At 41.4% G+C, this 18931-nt stretch carries 14 protein-coding genes; 4 read left to right on the top strand and 10 right to left on the bottom strand.

Features of this window, described 5'->3' with window-relative positions; translation table 11 throughout:
• Positions 1 to 4 precede the first annotated feature (4 nt).
• From HXT33_RS02755 to hflX, 3 genes are all read right to left on the bottom strand, one after another.
• The gene (locus tag HXT33_RS02755; RefSeq protein WP_004135932.1) at positions 5 to 1489 is read right to left on the bottom strand and encodes a sensor histidine kinase; all 1485 of its coding nucleotides are present in this window, start codon (positions 1487 to 1489) and stop codon (positions 5 to 7) included.
• A gap of 129 nt (positions 1490 to 1618) precedes the next feature.
• Positions 1619 to 2581, bottom strand: coding sequence for an L-lactate dehydrogenase (locus HXT33_RS02750; protein WP_004107125.1), 963 nt, complete (start codon positions 2579 to 2581; stop codon positions 1619 to 1621).
• Between the two features lie 141 nt (positions 2582 to 2722).
• A complete protein-coding gene (hflX, locus tag HXT33_RS02745) occupies positions 2723 to 4180 on the bottom strand; it encodes a GTPase HflX (RefSeq protein ID WP_419388704.1) in 1458 nt (485 codons plus the stop codon).
• 107 nt (positions 4181 to 4287) lie between these two features.
• Between hflX and HXT33_RS02740 the strand changes: the two genes are divergently transcribed.
• Positions 4288 to 5043, top strand: a complete 756-nt coding sequence (locus HXT33_RS02740; protein ID WP_421787480.1) for a class I SAM-dependent methyltransferase — start codon at positions 4288 to 4290, stop codon at positions 5041 to 5043.
• A gap of 25 nt (positions 5044 to 5068) precedes the next feature.
• Entirely contained in the window at positions 5069 to 9151 is a 4083-nt protein-coding gene (gene hrpA / locus HXT33_RS02735) for an ATP-dependent RNA helicase HrpA (protein ID WP_421787478.1), read from the top strand.
• An 83-nt stretch (positions 9152 to 9234) separates the two neighbouring features.
• Here the strand turns inward: hrpA and HXT33_RS02730 are convergent, their stop codons facing one another.
• Both HXT33_RS02730 and HXT33_RS02725 read right to left on the bottom strand, forming a co-directional pair.
• On the bottom strand, positions 9235 to 10659 hold the full coding sequence (locus HXT33_RS02730; RefSeq protein ID WP_004135926.1) for an MFS transporter: 1425 nt from the start codon (positions 10657 to 10659) through the stop codon (positions 9235 to 9237).
• A gap of 47 nt (positions 10660 to 10706) precedes the next feature.
• A complete protein-coding gene (locus HXT33_RS02725; protein WP_421787476.1) occupies positions 10707 to 11657 on the bottom strand; it encodes a nucleoside hydrolase in 951 nt (316 codons plus the stop codon).
• A gap of 341 nt (positions 11658 to 11998) precedes the next feature.
• Here HXT33_RS02725 and HXT33_RS02720 point away from each other — a divergent pair, with 341 nt between their 5' ends.
• Entirely contained in the window at positions 11999 to 14272 is a 2274-nt protein-coding gene (locus HXT33_RS02720; RefSeq protein ID WP_421787474.1) for a HelD family protein, read from the top strand.
• Between the two features lie 121 nt (positions 14273 to 14393).
• On the opposite strand, the gene nrdR is transcribed toward HXT33_RS02720, so the two are convergent.
• Both nrdR and HXT33_RS02710 read right to left on the bottom strand, forming a co-directional pair.
• Positions 14394 to 14849 (bottom strand): transcriptional regulator NrdR, encoded by a 456-nt coding sequence (nrdR, locus tag HXT33_RS02715; protein ID WP_421775723.1) that lies wholly within the window; start codon positions 14847 to 14849, stop codon positions 14394 to 14396.
• 62 nt (positions 14850 to 14911) lie between these two features.
• The gene (locus HXT33_RS02710; RefSeq protein WP_421775724.1) at positions 14912 to 15295 is read right to left on the bottom strand and encodes a LysM peptidoglycan-binding domain-containing protein; all 384 of its coding nucleotides are present in this window, start codon (positions 15293 to 15295) and stop codon (positions 14912 to 14914) included.
• Between the two features lie 158 nt (positions 15296 to 15453).
• Between HXT33_RS02710 and lexA the strand changes: the two genes are divergently transcribed.
• A complete protein-coding gene (lexA, locus tag HXT33_RS02705) occupies positions 15454 to 16200 on the top strand; it encodes a transcriptional repressor LexA (protein ID WP_004135918.1) in 747 nt (248 codons plus the stop codon).
• Positions 16201 to 16291: 91 nt separating this feature from the next.
• Here the strand turns inward: lexA and HXT33_RS02700 are convergent, their stop codons facing one another.
• From HXT33_RS02700 to HXT33_RS02690, 3 genes are all read right to left on the bottom strand, one after another.
• Positions 16292 to 16771 (bottom strand): GreA/GreB family elongation factor, encoded by a 480-nt coding sequence (locus tag HXT33_RS02700; RefSeq protein ID WP_004135915.1) that lies wholly within the window; start codon positions 16769 to 16771, stop codon positions 16292 to 16294.
• A 79-nt stretch (positions 16772 to 16850) separates the two neighbouring features.
• Positions 16851 to 17258 (bottom strand): FKBP-type peptidyl-prolyl cis-trans isomerase, encoded by a 408-nt coding sequence (locus HXT33_RS02695; RefSeq protein WP_004128295.1) that lies wholly within the window; start codon positions 17256 to 17258, stop codon positions 16851 to 16853.
• Positions 17259 to 17384: 126 nt separating this feature from the next.
• Positions 17385 to 18881, bottom strand: coding sequence for an L-serine ammonia-lyase (locus HXT33_RS02690; protein ID WP_421787472.1), 1497 nt, complete (start codon positions 18879 to 18881; stop codon positions 17385 to 17387).
• Positions 18882 to 18931: the final 50 nt, after the last annotated feature.

Genomic DNA, 18931 nt, shown 5'->3' with positions numbered 1-18931 from the left:
TTTTCTACTCAATACCAGATACGCGCAATTTAATATCCAGGACTACGCGAGTGCCGCCTTCTCTTCTTGCAGACCAGCGCACCGTACCGCCAAAATCATTGGTAACAAAAGTATTGATAAGCTGAGTTCCCAATCCAGATCCAGAAGGTTTCGCCATTCCGTGAGATGCCTCACTATCAATGCCATCACCATCATCTTCAACAACAATATTAAGATTGTCTCCTCCGCGGCCAACAGCAATACGAATATGACCCTTTTCACGACCTTCAAATCCATGTTCAACAGCATTCGTTACAAGCTCAGTAAGCACAAGAGACAATGGAGTTGCATCCTGTGCTGCAAGACGTCCAAACTTACCAACAAAATCAATATCAATATTTTGATTCTGCGATGCAAGTTCAATAGACATCTTTAGCAAACTTGAAATAACTTTATCAAAGTCAACAATTTCGTCAGCAGTCTGACTTAAACCTTCATGAACTAAAGCTATAGTTTGAACTCGTCTTTGAGCTTCCTCAAGCTCTTTTCTTACTTCAGCAGATTTTGTTTTACGAGCTTGCAAACGAAGCAAAGCAGAAACAGCCTGCAAATTATTTTTCACACGATGATGAATTTCCGAAATAGTAGCATTTTTAGTACGTAACTCTTGTTCACGGCGCAAAACTTCCGTAACATCACGGCATAAAACAACCGCACCTACGCGATTATTCGGCCCAAATAAAGGCAAAGAGCGCATAGAAACTATGGAACGGTTAGCTTCAAGCTCACAATCAACATCTGCTTTACCACTTAAAACAAGAGGCAAGCTTTCAGGAACATTATCGTTTGTATGCAGCAGACGCGTGCCAAATTCGCTCAAAAACTCGCCTTGCATTGTGTCTAAGCCACCAAGCCTACGGAAGCAGCTAATAGCATTAGGAGAAGCGTAACGGACCACACCATCGGCCTCTAAAACAATAAAGCCGTCAGAAACACGAGCATTATGACGTTGGTTTAGAACAGATTCATGATATGGGAATTGTTCGCGCGCAATCATATCGAATAAAGTTTTGCCAGCATTAATACTTTCCATTTCGTAGCGGCCATTAGATTCTCTAGTTGCTAAATTAGTTTCGCGCATAACTAATCCAAGAGTTTTTCCACGGTGACGAACAGGAGCATAAACATAGCATACTGTTGCTCGACCAATTGAGCGCAATGTTGACGAATGGAAACTTGTTTCTGATTTCATTGCTTCATCAAGTTCTGGAACAAGCGAATCGTCCATTTTTTTGCCAAGTAAATCATCCGTTCGCAATGTAATAGCTGTTGAAGGGCGGCATTGCTCGGCAACAACATATTCTCCGTCTCCATTTTGAATAATAAGCAGTAAATCAGCAAAACTTAAGTCAGCTATAACTTGCCAATCAGCAACTAAATGATGTAACCATTCGCGATCACTGTCGTTAAAATCAGGACGAGTAGCGAGAATATGAGAAAAATCAGCCATGAGATAATCATATATCGTACTCACAGAAAATATTGCTCGGTATGTTGATAGAAGCAATACAAAAACCGCTTCTTCACAGTTTAAGCAAAGAAGCGGTTTATTTTAATATTAGTTTTAAGATTCTAAAAACTAGAAGCCAAACTTAGCAGCTGTTTCGCGCAAAGTCTCTGCAGAACGCTTCAACGCAGCCAACTCACGATCAGAAACTGGAGTGTTTAGACGAGAGTTTACACCATTGCGATTAAGCAAGGTTGGCACGGACATGCACACGTCGGAAATGCCGTGGAAGTCATCAAGCAAAGAAGAAACTGGCAAAATGCGGTTGGTGTCACGAAGAACAGCCTCAACAATATCTACGCCAGACATTGCAATAGCGTAGTTTGTAGCACCCTTACCGTTGATAATCTTGTAAGCAGCGTTAACAACTTCCTGGTGGATCTCTTCACGCTTTGCGGCATCAAGTGGCTCATGACCTGGAAGAGCGTTCCAATCGCACATTGGAACACCACCGATGGTTGCAGAAGCCCACAGTGGAACTTCAGAATCACCGTGCTCGCCAGCAATATAAGCGTGAACATTCTTAACGTTTACGCCAGTGTGCTGAGCAATAAGGAAGCGAAGACGAGCGGAATCAAGGTTGGTTCCAGAACCGAACATTTGGTTTGCTGGAAGACCAGAAAGCTTCATAGAAACGTGGGTTACAACATCAACAGGGTTGGTGATTAACATGTAGATTGCGTTAGGAGCAACCTTGACCACGTTTGGAATAATTGACTTCATAATGTTGATAGTTGCGCCTGCAAGCTCCAAACGAGTTTGACCTGGCTTCTGGCGAGCGCCAGCGGTAATAACAACCATGTCAGCGTCACGGCAAATCTCAACATCATCAGAACCGGCGATAGAAACTGCAGGATAGAAGCTAGAACCATGCTGCATATCCAAAACTTCAGCTTCAACACGTTCCTTAGCAATATCTTCAAGCACAATCTCGCGAGCAACACCGCGCTGCGCAGCAGCGAAAGCGAGAGTAGAACCGACTGCACCAGCACCAATAATTGCAAGCTTCGTTGGCTTAACCTGCGAACTCACCATGAGCAAAAACCTCTTTTCGGCAACCTATTAAACCCTACTCGCATAAAAATACTTAATTTATGCATTATTAAGGGCTGCTCTCACATTAAGAGCTTATTGGTATGAACACCTTTACTCTAATCGCACCACCGGAATTTTTTATTACAATGCGACTTGCTTTAGTTTTGCAGCTAAAGAAGGACCAACTAAAGCTGTAATACTAATACCGGTATCTAAGTAATCAACCTTTTCAACTATGCCATTTTCGCGAATTTTTGAAAGAAGCGAACCTTCACTATACGGAATAATCGCATCTATATGAACGCGTGGAGATGGCAACAATTCTTCTATAGAATCGCGAAGTATTTGCACATTTTCGCCACTTGCTGCCGAAACAATAATTGCATTCGAGTAAATAGCGTTAAGATGTTCTCGCGTAGCATCACTCATCATATCTGACTTATTAAATGCAATAATTTGTGGAATATCTTCTACGCCATCAATTTTTGAAAGAACTTCGTTTACTGCATCAATTTGCGAAATAGGATCCGGGTGCGAACCGTCAACTACGTGCAAAATAACATCAGCTTGGCTAACTTCTTCCAAAGTAGATTTAAAAGCTTCCACAAGTTGAGTTGGTAGCCTGCGCACAAAACCAACAGTGTCAACTAAAGTATAGTTTCTGCCGTCTTGAGTTTGCGCTCGACGAACTGCTGTATCAAGAGTTGCGAATAACGCATTTTCTACTAATTCTTGCGAACCAGTTAAGCAATTAATAATAGAAGATTTACCAGCGTTCGTATAGCCAACTACTGCAACTGTTGGAATATCTTTACGTCTGCGAGATTCACGTTTTACGTCACGTGCAGGTGCCATATGTGCAATATCGTGGCGAAGTTTAGAAATACGATTGCGAATAGCTCGACGATCCATTTCTATTTTTGTTTCACCAGGCCCTCTAGAACCAATACCAGCTTCTCCTGCAGCTCGTCCGCCAGCCTGCCTAGAAAGAGCAGCACCCCAGCCTCTAAGTCTAGGAAGCATGTATTGCAATTGTGCAAGCTCCACTTGAGCTTTACCTTCGCGGCTCGTAGCATGCTGAGCGAAAATGTCTAGAATCACAGCAGTTCTATCAACAACCTTAACTTTAGTTGTATCTTCTAAAGCGCGTCTTTGGCTTGGAGGTAAATCGTCGTCAACAATAATCGTATCTGCATCATGTTGCGCAACAACTGCTGCAATCTCACGAGCTTTTCCAGAACCAACATAAGTTGCAGCATCTGGCCTATAACGCTGTTGCAATATTCCGTCGCACACAACAGCGCCAGCTGTTTGAGCTAATGCTGCAAGCTCTCGCAAAGATTCTTCCGCTTGTGCAAGAGTTACTTTTGCACTCGACCATACGCCTACTAAAACAACGCGTTCAAGGCGAAGCTTTCTGTATTCAACTTCAGTAACATCTTGTAATTCGCCAAGACCTGCAACACGCTTTAAAGCGTTTCGTGATTCGCGCTCCTGCCAAGTCTCATCGTGCTGTTCTCTTGATGACGTGTTGTCAAGAAGCACGTCGGAATGACTCAAAAGCACATCATGAGTAGCAGTCCCCTCGCTATCTACCATTATGTCCTCCTGTATTCCATTGTGAATGACGTTTTACAACGTTTGTTTTATTATGGTGAATTGAGCCGACAATACAAAACGATGCGAAAGCAAATAAATAGCGAATTATGAGTAAGCAGCAATCGAAAAAAGCAAAGCAGTTACAAGAATCAAACCAATCTAAAAAAGCACAGCCACAAAATACACAAAAGCAACAAAATAAACAAAAGCAACAAAAAATTAGTGGTGAACAATACTTTTCAGCCGAGCCTTCATCGATTGACGAGCGTCGCACTTTACACGTAACTTTACGAGACAATGACGTAACCGTGCAAGTTTCTAACGGAGTATTTAGTGCTTCTAGGCTTGATTTAGGAACTTCTGTGCTGCTGAAACATGCTCCGGAGTTGCCGAAATCAGGTAAATTCCTCGATATTGGTTGCGGATGGGGTCCTATTAGCCTCGCTTTTGGATTGGAATCTCCAGAAGCGGAAGTTTTTGCAATTGATGTTAACGAGCGCGCGCTAGAACTTACTGAATTAAACGCAAAAAACGCTGGATTAAAGCATATTCACACTTCTTTAGTAGATGACGCTTTAAAAGAAGAAAATAATTCTAAAGAAAACAATACTTTAGAATTTAATAATTTTGATATTATATGGTCTAATCCGCCAATTCGCGTTGGAAAAGAAATATTGCACGATATTTTGCTTACTTGGATTCCTCGCTTAAAAGTGGGAGGAAAAGCTTACCTTGTTGTGCAAAAAAATCTTGGATCAGATTCACTTATTACTTGGCTTGCAGAAAATCTTGGCGAAAGCTACAGCGTTGAAAAATATGCAAGTTCCAAAGGGTACCGAGTTATTGAAGTGAAAAGAAATTAAAATTTAAGAAAAGAACTCGCATATTATGAAATTTGACTACCCTACTGAACTTCCTATTTGCGCAGCACACGACGAAATTATTGAAGCGATAAAATCTTCGCAAGTTGTGATTGTTTCCGGACAAACCGGCTCTGGTAAGACTACGCAAATCCCAAAAATGGCGCTTGAGCTTGGAAGAGGCGGCAGAGGTAAGCAAATCGTGCATACTCAGCCTCGACGTTTAGCTGCACGCACGGTAGCCGAGCGTATTGCCAGCGAAATGGGAGTAAAACTGGGCGAAGAAATCGGTTATCAGGTGCGTTTTACTGACGAAAGCTCAACTAAAACAAAGCTTCGAATTGTTACTGACGGTATTTTACTTGCGCAAATTCAGCGAGATCCTCTTCTTACTAGATACGACACAATTATTATTGATGAAGCTCACGAACGCAGTCTTAATATTGATTTTCTTTTAGGATACTTAACGACTTTGCTCCCAAAGCGTCAAGATTTAAAACTAATTATTACGTCTGCAACTATTGATTCAGCTAAATTCCGCAATCATTTTGAAGAAGCTCTACATATAAAAGTTCCTGTTATTGAAGTTTCAGGACGCACATATCCTGTGAAAGTACTTTACGAACCTCTTGGCTCCGCTCCTTCACTTATGAAACATGTTCCTGGCTTTGCAGATATAACAATGGATGAGGAAACTGTTGCAGAAAGTCGATCCAGCGAAAGTAATCGTGATGATATTGCGGATGAAGATATGACTTCTGCAGTAACTCGCGCATGCGCACAGTTGGTAATTCATTCGAGTCACGATCGAGGCGCGCGCGACATTATGGTTTTTGCTTCCGGCGAGCGCGATATTCGAGAGTTTGAAGATGGCTTACGTTCATATTTTGGCACGCGAGCAAGCGATATGAAGCGAGCGGATGCTATTGAAATTGTTCCTCTTTTTGCCCGTCTTTCTGCAAAAGATCAGCATCGAGTTTTTGAATCGCACTCTCATCAGCGCATTGTTATTGCTACGAATGTTGCTGAAACTTCTCTTACTGTGCCTGGTATTCGATACGTTGTTGATCCTGGTTTTGCTAGGATTTCCAGGTATTCTAAGTCTGCTAAAGTGCAAAGACTTCCAATAGAGCCGATTTCTCAAGCGAGCGCAGATCAGCGTTCTGGACGTTGCGGACGAATCGCGGATGGTATTGCGATTCGCTTATACTCGCGCGAAGATTACGAAACTCGCCCACGTTTTACCGATCCTGAAATTTTGCGCACTTCTCTTGGTGCAGTAGTTTTGCATATGCTTTCAGTTGGTGTTGCTAAAACTGGAGAAGATATTACTAATTTTGGTTTTATTGATCCTCCAGACATAAAAGCTGTAAGCGACGGCTTTAACGAACTTACTGAGCTTGGAGCAATAAGCAGAAAATCAGGTGTAATTACTTTAACTAAAGTTGGCCGTGAGCTTTCTAAGCTGCCTATTGATATTCGACTAGGACGAATGATTGTTGAAGCAGCGCGAAAAACTACTCCAAATACTCTTGCTGCAGTGCTTGTAATTGTTGCATTCTTAAGTCTGCAAGATCCTCGCGAACGTCCTGAAGAACAGCGCGAGGAAGCAGATAGGCTTCATAATCGTTATGCAGACGAAACAAGTGATTTTTTGACTGCTCTTAACATGTGGGATCGCTTATTCCAAGCGGATGGAGATATGAGCAATAATGCTCTTCGCAGGATTTGCAAAGCGGAATTTTTCCACTTTTTGCGTTTAAAACAGTGGAAAGATTTAGTTAATCAACTTCAAGACTTGTGTAAAGAGTTGCATTATAAAGTTGGCGATCCTACCCCAGTTAGAAGACCGTCTTTGGAAATTCGTCAACTTCCTAATAATCAGCAGGCTTCTCACAGCTTGTGCTGCTCTTGGGATTCGCAAGGAATACACTCGTCAATGCTTGCAGGATTGCTTTCTATGATGGGAATGCAAGTAGTGCGCGAACCTAAAGCTTCTGATTTTGCGGGATTAAGTGGAACTGCAAAAATTCGAGCTATGAAACGCGCTCAAAAAATGTCTAAAAACGATTATCAAGGCTCTCGAGGCACAAGATTTGCAATCTTTCCAGCTTCTGCAGTTTCTAAAACGACTCCCTCATGGATTATTTGCACTGAATTAGTTGAAACTTCAAGACTCTGGGCAAGATATTGCGCACAAATTGATCCTGCTTGGGCTGAACCTCTTGCTAAAAATCTTACGAGAGTCACATATTCTGACGCTCATTGGAGCGCTTCTAAAGGCGCTGCCGTAGCAAAATCTAAAGTATTGCTATACGGATTACCTATTGTTAAAGATCGCACGGTTCAATGGGCTAGAGTTAATCCTTACGAAGCTCGTATGATTATGATTCGTCAAGGATTAGTTGAAGGATATATTCAGCAGCGTTTCCAGCACGACGAATTTATTTTAAATAATCGCAATGTGCTTGACGATGCAGATAATCAAGCAAATCGCACTCGTCAAATAAGCGAAACTGTAAACGACGAAGATTTATTTACTTTTTACGACACTCGCATTCCTCAAGAAGCTACCACTATTGCAACTCTTGCAAAATGGTGGAAGGATAATTGGGAAGAAAATCCTAATATGCTCAACTTTGATCCTGATGAAGTTGAACGTTTGCAAACTACACAAAGCACCGATTTAGCGGATTATCCTGATCATTGGAATACTGTTGGAACCGACGGCCAACCGTTTAGACTTCGCTTAAGCTATATTTATGATCCGAGCAATCCTTTGGACGGCGTAACAGTACATGTGCCACTTCACGCGCTTTCCAGGTTAACGTCTGAAGAGTTTACTTGGAATGTTCCAGGCTTGTTGGACGAGCTTATTATTGGAATGATTAAGTCTTTGCCAAAATCTTTACGAGTGCAATTTGTTCCAGCACCTAATACTGCGCAAAAAATTCGTTCTTGGATTGACGAGCATTACGATACTCTTCCTGGAATTGAAGAAACTAATAAAGATACAAATGGTCTTTCTTGGCCTGATTTTCGCGAAGTTTTTACCAAAGCTGCTATTGCTGTTATTGGCGCGCAGATTCACCCGGAAGTGTTTAACGATGAGCAAATAGGAAGGCTTTCGCCATATTTGCGCGTAACGTTTAGCGTTGAAGAAAGAAAAACTAACGCAAATCGCAATAAAGCTGCTGCAAAAAACAACTATGCTAATCGCGTAAAACCTACAATCCTTGGAACAGATAAGTCATTAATTGCATTGCAAAAACGCTTTGCAAAAGAAGCTCAAGAATCTGCGCGAGCGGTTGTAAATCGTAAAGCAAGTAAAGCAGCTCAAGCTGGAAACGTTGTAGAAAGAGCTGATTTATTGCACAAATCAGGCGCTACTAATATTTCTCGCTCGCAAATGGTATGGCAGGGTGCGCTAAACATGTTGCATTTAGACAACAAGCGTATTACTTCTAGATGGCTTAGTTCAGAAGCTTTACTTCTTGCAGCCGCACCTTACTCAACTTCTAAAGATTTAGCAGAAGACTTACAAATGGCAGCAGTAAAACGACTTATTCCAAACACAGACAATATTACTAATGACAATTTATTACGCGAAACTGTTGCCAATATTTCCGAAATATACGAGGATACGGTATACGATGTAGCTCACGATGTGATTGCTATATTAAAGCGTGATGCGGAAGTTAGTAAAGCTGTTTCTGGAAAGGCTGATTTGCCGATGCTATCAGTTTTGCAGTCCATTCGAGAGCATGTTGCAAGCCTAGTTTATGAAGGTTTTATTGCTAAAACTCCGTCGGATTCGCTTCCTAGAATAGAAAAATATTTGCATGCTGATGTGATTCGTCTTAATAAAGCTAAGTCAGATAAAAACCGTGACGTTCGTTGGGCTTGGGAAGCTGAAGAAGCGCACAAGATTGTTGAAAAAGCTAAAGATAAAGCAAAATCTTTACCTTTAGGACCATCGCACGATGAAGCGGAAAATATTGCGGAAAGATTGCGTTGGATGTGCGAAGAGTTTTATGTGTCACTTTGGGCGCAAGAGCTTGGTACAGCCAACCCAATTAGCATACAGCGAATGCGAAAAATGAACGCATAAACTAATTAACAAAAAGTAGGCGGTCGCACGTATTTTGTACGACCGCCTACTCTTATTTTTACTTACTTATTAGCCTATTTAGACTATTCTTCAGTAATTTCCTTCTTTTCAGAAATAAAGCAGCTGCGAACCAAGTAAACCACTAAACCAATGATGGCTACTGCAGCACCCATCATAAGCAAATTGGAATAACCTGCCGCCTGTCCGCTAAGACCATTGAAGGAGAATCCTTTGAATAAATCTCCTCCAAAGAAACCGCTGAAAATAGAAATACCAATAGAAGCAGTAACGTTCATAATCAAATCATTCATACCGCAACCACGGCCGGATTCTTCAACTGGAAGAGAAGAAAGAACTGTTGAAACAATTGGAGAATACATCAAACCGCAACCAGCGTAGTATATGCATGCGCAAATAGTAAGCGACATAAAATCAGTGTTGATAAGCAAAGCTGCACCAACCCAGCCAACAATCATCAAGAATGCTGCTGTAATAATACCTGCTTTGCGACCAATATGACTAATAATCGTACCGGAGAACACGCCAAATACTGCAGCACATACGAAAGCCCAAACAAGGTAAGAAGAAACCTGATTAGTGTCCATATGGTACAGAGCGCCGCCAATAACGTTATAAATTGGAGGCATGCAGTAATTAGTGAAGTAGAAGATGAAAATAAGAATAATGCCAGAAAGCCAACGCTTATTCTTAAAGAATGCAGGAGTTACGAACGGGTTCTTTGCCTTCATAATGTAGAAAGCGAACAAAACGAAAAGCACAATAGAACCAAGCAACAATCCCCAGGCCTTGTAGGAGAAGAACAGCGTAAGAAGCGTTACGGCAATACCGAATACGGTGAAGCCGAGCTTATCAATCTTTCCACCAATACCATTCTTTGTAGGCAAGCACTTAACAAGAACCGGCAAGAACACGATTGTTATTGCAGGAATAAGGAACAAATATTGCCAAGCAATAGAGCTTAAAATACCTGCTGCAAACACACCGATAGAAGCAGAAAGCTGATACGCTGCAGTAAAGAGTCCGAAGAAAATAACCTTCAAATCATTGCGCAAATACTTAGTTGCAATAACAAGGAAGGAAGATCCTGCAACCTGCTCACCAGCGGTTTGCATAATACGTGCAATAATAACTGTCCACAAGTTTGGAGTGAAATAGAAGTTTGCAATAAAACCAAATAAAGATCCAACAAACAGTGTTACGAGACCGATTGTTATAAGCCTACGAAGCGACACAAAGTCACCTAAAGATCCATAAATAAAGCAAACTATACCTAGCACAATAATCGGTAAGCTTGTAATAAGAGAAGCCTGATCAGGCGCTCCAACAGCTTTACCAATCTGGTTAAATACCAAGTTGAATCCTTGCAAACACAAAGTGCCAAGAATAAATGTAATAAGCAGCAAAATAAGAGAATAAATTGCCACTTTATCGCGGGTTTTTGGATCCTCATATGGGTCTGCTGCAATAGCAGCTGCATTTTCATTCATAATAATCCAATCATTTATTACGTATAAATTTTGTTATTAACTTTTAATCAGCCAGCAATTTTTGCCAAGTTAGAAATGCGCGTCATGAATTCGTTCAAGAAGCGCTTAACATCTACACCCAAAGCTACTTGCATTGTTTTAACAGGGTCATTCAAACGTGTTACATCACCAATAGTGCGTCCACGAGTTGGGCCTTCACATCGCATGTTGATTGGCAGCGTTGTAACAAGCGTTGGGTCAACAGCAACCGCAACAGCCAACGGATCATGTAAGCCGCAGCCACCAAGGTGAGGAGCAGTAGTTTCGTAAGCCTTAATGTAAAAGTCGGTCATATCCGCAAGGAACTTACCAGCTTTCGTGCCAAGATCACGCCATTGCTGCGTTTCTTTGTAGGTAAGCAATGTTTGCAAAGTCACATCCAAACCAACCATTGTTACCGGTGCACCAGAACGGAATAGCTCATTAGCAGCATCTGGATCTTGAGAAATATTTGCCTCAGTCCACGCGTTCACGTTGCCATGAATTGTAAGGGCGCCGCCCATAAGCACAATCTTACCGATTTCATCCTTAATTTCCGGAGCTTTCTTCAACGCTGCAGCAATGTTGGTCATAGGACCAGTTGGAACATAAATAAGATCCTTGCCATAAGTCTTAACCGCATCAATTATGAAATCCACAGCTGGCTCAGACTCAGCTTCACGCTTGGAATCTGGAATAACAACATCTCCAATACCATTATCACCGTGAATAAATGCAGAAATAGGCAGAACTTCAAACGAATCTTTCGTGCTAGCATGCGGCAAACCACGATACACTTTAACTTCTGGATGCCCGAATAAATCTGTTATAGCAAGAGCATTACGAACGCCCTGCTCCATTAAAACGTTTCCATACGTACCAGTAATACCAATCAGCTCAACCTCAGGGCTACCAAGAGCATAAGAAATTGCTAAGGTATCATCAACACCAGTGTCCAAATCAAGAATAAGCTTCTTCATGTGAACTACCTTTCTGATCACAAACTCGCTACATCAACAGTGATGCAGTAAGCCATTCTGTTTATTTTTAAGTTGCAACAAACTAGTAGGCGTCAACCTCATCGTTTTATGCTTCACAACTCAAAAATTCTATCTCTTTATAATTCAAAATCAACCCTTATAAACATATGTTTAGATTATATTTTTACAGAAAAATAAAACGCAATTATTCGCTAAGCTTTTAGTCTGTTTTAATTTAGATTACAACACGAAATAAATCAATGGTATATGCATCGAGGTATACTTAAATGCCTAAAAATTGGCTTTTATTTGGTTGCAGATTTTACGAAGAATGGAAGCGTATGTCTACCTATTCCTCACAACTTAGCGAAGAACAGCAGGCTGTTGACAGTGCTTATAGTCGACTTGATGATTTGCGTAACACTATTCGCACACGCTTGGATGCTGTACGCGCAGCAGGTTCACACGGATCTCCTACTCAACGTACAGAACGTGATTCTTTCGCAACCATGTACGAGGATCGCTTAACACAGTTGCGTGCCGTTGAAGATAGGCTTGTTTTTGGGCGACTTGATAACACAGAAGGTATTAGACGATACATTGGCCGCATTGGTTTGCTCAGCGAAAACCACGATCCTATTCTTACAGATTGGCGAGCTGAAGCAGCACGACCATTCTATGAAGCTACTCCTTCGCATCACGGCGACATTGTTATGCGTCGTCACATTACCCTTCGTTTTAGAGACGTTGTTGGAATTGAGGATGAAATTCTCGATATTCATTCTGAGGAAGTAGGAAAAGCTTCTGAACAAGGAACTTTAACCGGCGAAGGCGCACTGCTAGCTTCATTAGGTTCTCGCAGAACCGGAAAAATGACTGATATTGTTGCAACTATTCAGGCTGAACAAGACCGGATTATTCGAGCTCCTCTAGATCGCACGATTGTTGTTCAAGGAGGACCTGGTACAGGAAAAACAGCTGTTGCTTTGCATAGAGCAGCATACTTGTTGTACACTCACAGACGCAAACTTGAGCGTTCTGGAGTTCTTATTGTTGGACCAAGCTCCGCATTTTTGCGATATATTGATCAAGTTCTTCCATCTCTTGGCGAAACTGGCGTAGTAAGCCGCACTATTGCGGATTTAATTCCTGGAATTCACGCAACTTGTGAAGATTCTGCGTATGCTGCAAAATTAAAAGGCATGTACCGTATGCGATCGGTTATTGCAAACGCTATTTCAGCTCGTATTCGCGTACCTAAAAATCTTCCAACATTACATATTGGAGGCTTAAGCGTCCCTCTTCTAAAAGAAGATATTGAGATTGCTCAAGCAGACGCGCAACATACTCATCAACCGCATAATCAAGCGAGAACCACGTTTGTTAAAACAGTGCTTAGCATATTGAAAAATCGTTATTTGGAGAAACTTGATTATGTTCCAGATCAAGCTGAATTAAACGATATAACTTCTCAACTTCGCTTGGACGACAAGCTTCGAATTACGCTAAATCTTGCATGGCTTCCAATGACCGGGCAATGGCTTATTGATCAGCTTTTTTCAAAACCTGATCAGTTGCGCAAATATGCTCCTTGGCTTAGTGAAGAAGATATTAATGCTCTTACTCGTAAAAAAGACAGCCCTCTTACTAAATCTGATATTCCACTTTTGGATGAAGCAATGGAATTGCTTGGAGCAGATCCAAAACTTGATGCTCAGAGAGCAGCTTTACAGGCTAAGAAGCTTGAGGAACAGCAGTTTGCTGCAGATACTTTGGCTCAGGCAGGAATAGGAAATGGCATTGTAACTGCAGATATGCTTCTTGATAATTTGCAGGGAGATGACGCTGGCATGCTTGCGCGTAAAGCCGCATCCGACCGCGAGTGGACTTATGGTCACATAGTTGTAGATGAAGCTCAAGAGCTTACCGCAATGGACTGGCGTATGCTTATACGACGCTGCCCTTCGCGCTCATTTACTATTGTTGGAGATGTTGCGCAAACTTCTGCTTTAGGCGGCACACACCGTTGGCAAAAAAATATGAATCCAATGTTTGGCGAACCAAATTGGGATCTTTATGAACTTACGATTAATTATCGTAATCCTCGAGAAGTTTCCGAAGCTGCAAGCAAAATTGCAACCAATTCTGGATTATATATTTCCACAGTTAATGCTGTAAGATCCGTGCCAGATTCTCTAATGTCAGATATTGTTGAATCTAATGATGAGCTTGATACAACTCTTGCTAATTCATGCGTTCAATTGTTCAAAAAGTTTATATCTGAAGATGGTAGCGGTCGCATAGCTATTATTGCTCCTTGTGACATGGTGGAACATACTCAGGAAATAGTAAATCGAGCATTAAAGAATGCTTTACCAGAAAAAATTTGGAATAACATTAGTCAGCAGAGTGCCGACGATCGCCAATGCAGTGTTTCTACTGCAGAAGAGGTAAAAGGTCTTGAATATGATGCTGTGATTGTTCTACAGCCTTCTAAAATTGAGCAAGAAGCGGCTTCTAGGTTGGCGGCAGCAGCAAACCTGTATGTGGCTATGACGAGACCAACTCAAAGATTGCATATTATTCGCACCAGAAATGATGCAAATTTTGAATAATAAAATCTAAAACGCAGAAAACTTAAAAAATTATCCTGTTATTAATTTAATAACAGGATAATTTGCTAAATAGACGAACAGTTAGGTAGTTAATTAATTAATTAAGCTCTTAGTAAGAGTACTACTCTTCTTCTTTACTGCGCTTCAAATCTTCAATCGCACGCTCAAAATCTTCAAGACCAGTAAAGTTCTGATATACACTTGCGAAACGAAGATACGCAACCTCATCTAATTCACGCAATGGCTTAAGAATAGCTTTACCAACTTCTTCAGAAGTTACTTGAGCTAAACCACGTGCACGCAAATCAGCTTCTACTCGCATACCCAATGTCTTTAACTCTTCTGCATTAATAGGACGGCCCTGGCATGCTTTACCAGCACCAGCTACAACTTTTGCACGATCAAAAGGCTCAACAGATCCTGAACGCTTCATTACAAGTAATTGCGTCGTTTCTACTGTTGTAAAACGATTTCCGCACACCTGACATTCACGCCTACGGCGAATAGAATAACCATCTTCGCTAATACGAGTATCAATAACTTTCGTATCTGAATTTTTACAAAAAGGACAATGCATATATTCAGCATACTAGAAATTAAGGAAACACGACATAATAATGTTCACTTTATTTTCTAATATCACTGATTTGAACTAACAATTGGCACATTAATAGACTGTCCAACTTCCAAATCGGCAGATGAAAGATGATTTAAGGAAATAAGTCGTTCTACACTATCTGCAATATCGCCGTTTTTTGGAGTAATTGTTGAAGCGTAACTCCACAATGTGTCACCTGGACGCACAGTATATGTAATAAACTTTTCAGGAACAGCCGAAACAGCAGTTTTTGGCATGAACACAGCACAGAATACAGCTATTGCCATAAAAAGTACAATGATTCTTAACACCCTATTCCTTCTAAGGCGCATTGCAGAAGCTCGTTTACTACTTGAAACAGCCTTAGTTGCGATTCTTTTTGAACGAACACTAATGCGATTATTGTTCCTCAATGCCGTATTCATAACTATCCTTTCCGTCGCCATCAATCAATTGAACATTTGTTCTATCGAACAGGTGTATCAATAATGACACATTTGTTCGACAGTTGCAACGGCGTGTCGAACAGATGTTTGATTTTTTTGAAGAAGTGAGTTATTATTAATACATCGAAAGGAGCACCATGAATAACGAGAAAACAAACAGCAATGCCGCCAACAATAATGACAGCATTGACCTCAGCAATGTTGACGAATTATCACTTACCGAACGTCAGCGTGCAATTGTTAACGCTATTCAAAACAGTCTCAAAATTCATGGTTTTCCACCTTCCTTTAGAGAAATAGGCGAAGCAGTTGGACTTAGAAGCCCATCTTCCGTAAAACACCAGCTACGCGCTCTAGAAGAAAAAGGAGTTTTGCGAATTAGCGCAAATAAAGGGCGCGCAATTGAAATTCTTGACGATTCTGTATCTGATAGCAAAATAAATACCATAATCAATAAAAGTTATTCAAAATCTGTTGATATTGCTGCTTATGATTCAGATTCTGTAATTAATTCTAGAGATGTACCTTTAGTTGGACGCATTGCTGCTGGAATACCAATTACCGCAGAGCAACATGTTGAAGATGTTATGCGCCTACCAGAACGATTAACTGGCACAGGAAATCTTTTTATGCTTGAAGTTCATGGCGACTCTATGATCGATGCCGCCATTTGCGACGGAGACTATGTTGTTGTACGCGAACAACACGAGGCAGTAAATGGAGATATTGTTGCCGCTTTACTTGACAATGAGGCAACAGTTAAAACTTTCAGAAACGACAATGGCCACGTTTGGCTTATTCCTCACAATCCTGCATACTCTCCTATAGACGGCTCACACGCAACTATTATGGGCAAAGTTGTTACAGTTCTAAGAAAAATTTAATTAATCCTAAAACCCAAACCCCCAAAAAAAATCTCCCCATCTGATACATAAATAACCAGATGGGGAGAATTGTTTTATTAAAACAACCTACTTATGCAAGAGGATTAGATTCCTTAACAGTCACAGAAATCTCACGGCCATTAGGAGCAGCATAGCTGACAGTATCTCCCGCATGAGCACCCATAATCGCTGCACCAATAGGAGATTCAGGGCTAATAACGTCGTAATCTGTAGCTACAGCAATATCTCGAGATCCAAGAACATAAGTCATTTCGCGACCAGCAAGTTCCAAAACAACCAATGAACCATTTCCAACAGTTCCAGCTTTCGGAGCTTCAAGAATCTTAGCATTACGAAGCTTTACAATAAGCTCGTTAATACGACCCTCATTCTTGCCCTGCTCTTCTCGAGCAGCCTGATAGCCACCGTTTTCCGACAAGTCACCTTCAGCTCGAGCTGCAGCAATACGTTCAGTGATTTCTTCACGATATTCACCTTCGCGATGCGCCAACTCTTCCTTCAATTTGTCGTACGCTTCCTGCGTAAGCAAAATAGTTTTTTCCTCAGCCATTTATACCTCCCTATCCAACAATCTCTTACAGAGTTAAAGACATTGCGCGCTTAAATAAAACAACGCACATACTTTTAACTCAACGAGTTGAAATAATATCAACAACAAATACTAAAGTTGCTCCACCGTCGATACCAGCTTGTGGAACACCGCGAGAACCATAACCATACTCAGGTGGAATCGAAATCAGCAAACGAGATCCAACATTGTGCCCAGGAACAGTGCGATCCCAACCCTGAATTACTTGACCAACACCAATACCGAAGCTGGCTGGAGTGTGGCGAGCAAAGCTGGAATCAAACGGCTTTTCACCGCCCCAAACAACACCATGATAATTCACAGTTACAGTATCACCAGCGCGAACAACTGGTCCATTACCTTCAACCAATTCAACAACTTTAAGACCAGCTGGCGGTTCAGATTCAGGGAACGTCACCGTTGGCGTAGTACCAAATTCTGCAGTTACTTCCGGCATATCCTGTGCCATATTGCCTCCTTTTTAAAAACTCTAATTAGTATAATCTGCAATAGTATAACATCTGCATAGACTGGTTTTACAGCCTTATAGAATTACTAAACGCATTTAGACCAACTCTTATTAACTTGTCCTAGATTAGCACTCAACAACGTTTACAGCTAGTCCACCTTTTGAAGTTTCTCTATATTTAGACATCATGTCATGGCCAGTTTCTTTCATAGTCTTAATCGCCTGATCAAGACTTACCATATGCGAACCATCTCCAAGCATTGCCATTCGAACAGCATTAATTGCAGTATTTGCAGCCATAGCATTGCGCTCAATACAAGGAATTTGAACTAAGCCACCAACCGGATCGCAAGTCAATCCTAAATGATGCTCTATGCCGATTTCTGCAGCATTTTCAACCTGTTCCGGCGTTCCTCCCAATACTTCACACAATCCAGCTGCAGCCATTGAACAGGCAGAACCAACCTCGCCCTGGCAACCAACTTCAGCACCAGAAATTGAAGCATTGCGCTTAAACAAATAACCAACCGCACCGGCAGCAAGCAAAAATCGCACAACTCCATCTTCATTAGAAGAATCAACAAATCGCCAATAATACTGCAATACTGCAGGAATTATTCCTGCAGAACCATTCGTTGGAGCAGTAACAATACGCCCACCACCAGCATTTTCTTCGCTAACAGCGAGCGCAAAAAGATTAACCCAAGCAGAGTCTGAACTTTCTAAAGCAGCATCCGAACGACGACGATTATTGCGAAGCATGTCTGAGTTTGCAGCTAACCGCTCATACATTCGAGGCGCTCTGCGAGGAACATCAAGACCACCTGGCAAAATCGGTTGCTTTGAATTACAGCCATTTTCCACGCATTTGCTCATAACTTTCCAAACATGCAGCAAATAGTTGCGCACGTAGTCAGCATCGCCTTCATGCAGTGCAAGCTCGTTTTGCCACACAACATCGCTTATTGACATACGCTTTTCTAGGCAAATATTTATAAGCTCATCGCAAGAAGTAAAAGGATACGGAACGGTGGAATCTTTTGTTTGATTTGAAACTTTTTCTGTATTTCCATTATTACTTTCGTTATTACTTTCGCTTACACCATTCTCATTGGCATTATTTTCATCCTGCTCAGTAACACGCTCATGCAAGCCAACCATTGCATCGTCCGCATGACCTTGACGCACAAATCCGCCGCCAATTGAATACCATACTTGCTCATCGATTTTGTTTCCGTCAGAATCAGTTGCAACAAAACGCATTCCGTTAGGATGAATAACCATGCGTTTCCACTTTTCAAAAACAACATCATTATCGTAGTCAAAAGAAATAGTATGCTCCCCTGCAAGCGTTAAAGTGCCGGTTTTTTTGCATTCCTGACGAATAGTAAGCATGTGATCAGTGTCTACATTATCTGGAAGATTTCCTTCAAGACCTGCAACGCAAGCACGATCAGTTCCGTGACCAAGACCTGTTAAAGACAATGATCCGTAAAGAGTCACACTTACATGCGCAACGTTTGCAAGACTACCACTTTTTTTAAGCGACGTAACAAACGCATAAGCTGCACGCATAGGACCTACCGTATGCGAAGAACTAGGACCAACGCCTACTGAAAACATCTCTAAAATACTAAACACGTATCTATTGTAAGCATCATTAGGCTCACGTC

It is taken from the genome of Gardnerella sp. DNF00753, assembly GCF_049244275.1.
GTDB classification, from domain to species: Bacteria; Actinomycetota; Actinomycetes; order Actinomycetales; family Bifidobacteriaceae; genus Bifidobacterium; species Bifidobacterium greenwoodii.
This window is presented reverse-complemented; position numbering and strand designations above follow the sequence as displayed.